Annotated in this window: 1 protein-coding gene and 1 pseudogene; one reads left to right on the top strand and one right to left on the bottom strand. The window is 44.9% G+C overall.

Going from position 1 to position 1,116, the window contains the following annotated elements:
- The coding region (locus tag BN4575_RS21975) for an IS3 family transposase (protein ID WP_141689828.1) at positions 1-109 on the top strand (109 nt) is incomplete at its 5' end.
- Between the two features lie 730 nt (positions 110-839).
- On the opposite strand, the pseudogene BN4575_RS21490 reads toward BN4575_RS21975, so the two are convergent.
- Positions 840-965, bottom strand: a pseudogene (locus tag BN4575_RS21490) (acetyl-CoA C-acyltransferase); the annotation flags it as partial.
- Positions 966-1,116 lie beyond the last annotated feature (151 nt).

Genomic DNA, 1,116 nt, shown 5'->3' with positions numbered 1-1,116 from the left:
TGATTATATCGAAATGTTTTACAACCCAATCAGGCGCCATGGTTCCAATGATGGGCTGTCACCGGTAGAGTTTGAAAAGCAGTTCAATGTTCAACAACAGAGTGTCTAGAAAACTAGGGGCGATTCAGTATGTCCCTAGGTATGCTGGTTAAATGAGATAGCACTCACCCAATCTCATAGCAGCAACCATGCCATTATTTTTATTCGTTAATTATCAATGCATTAGCAATATACACTTAAACCTGCAATCACACTGTGCGCAACAAGTTGCTCAAATCAACGTGATCAACTGTAAAAAATTGCAAATTAAGTAATTAATATCGTAAGGTGCGCAAAAAAATGCTCCAAAAGAGATACTAACTGTCAGACACAATATTGTGCCCTTGTGCTGCATCAATATTTATGACTGGCTATATATTACTTGCAAAACCCTAGTTATAAGTCTGGTCTTGGTAGTTGAACAAACTCAAAGATTCACGAAGCACTGAATCACCACCTAATACAGCCAGCACTGCCGTTGATACTTTGCAATGCGAGCCCATCCACCACCATCCAACAGGCTAAAGCACGCCTGTTTGGCCGTTGGCAGCCGGGGCATCAGGTGACCATAACGGTGAGCCATCCTGACTATGTCAATCTCTCCCGGCTTTACCGTGGATGGCTGGAAAACCTGATCGACCGCCCTAAACACCTGACCAAAAGCTTCACAATGTCCCCGGCACCGTCATCGACATTAAAATGAGGTATCGCTCATTATGACCACGATCCGCATCTAACGCCCCATGCAGGCCAGATCTTTTCTTACGACTTGCTCTGGCCTGCAATACGCGTGTTTTTTATCAGTTCATCCTTTCCACAATCATTGCAATACCTTCCCCTCCACCGATACAGAGCGTAGCCAACCCGATCGTTTTATCTCGAGCCGAAAGCGCATGCAGCAACGTAACTAAAATGCGCGCACCGCTAAATAACTGATCCTAATAGTGCTACATGTACAGGACCTTAAGCGTTGAGCCCCTTTAAAACGCCTTCCAAGGTCCTGTTCTGTATCGATTTTCTCTGCTTGGTTCGGCAGGCGTTCTTTGCCAAATAATCAGCTGCCCATTCCAGTCTTTC

Source organism: Aeromonas sp. EERV15, from assembly GCF_900079845.1.
Classification (GTDB): domain Bacteria; phylum Pseudomonadota; class Gammaproteobacteria; order Enterobacterales; family Aeromonadaceae; genus Aeromonas; species Aeromonas sobria.
The sequence above is the reverse complement of the archived record's forward strand: the minus strand, read 5'-3'. Positions and strand labels throughout refer to the sequence as shown.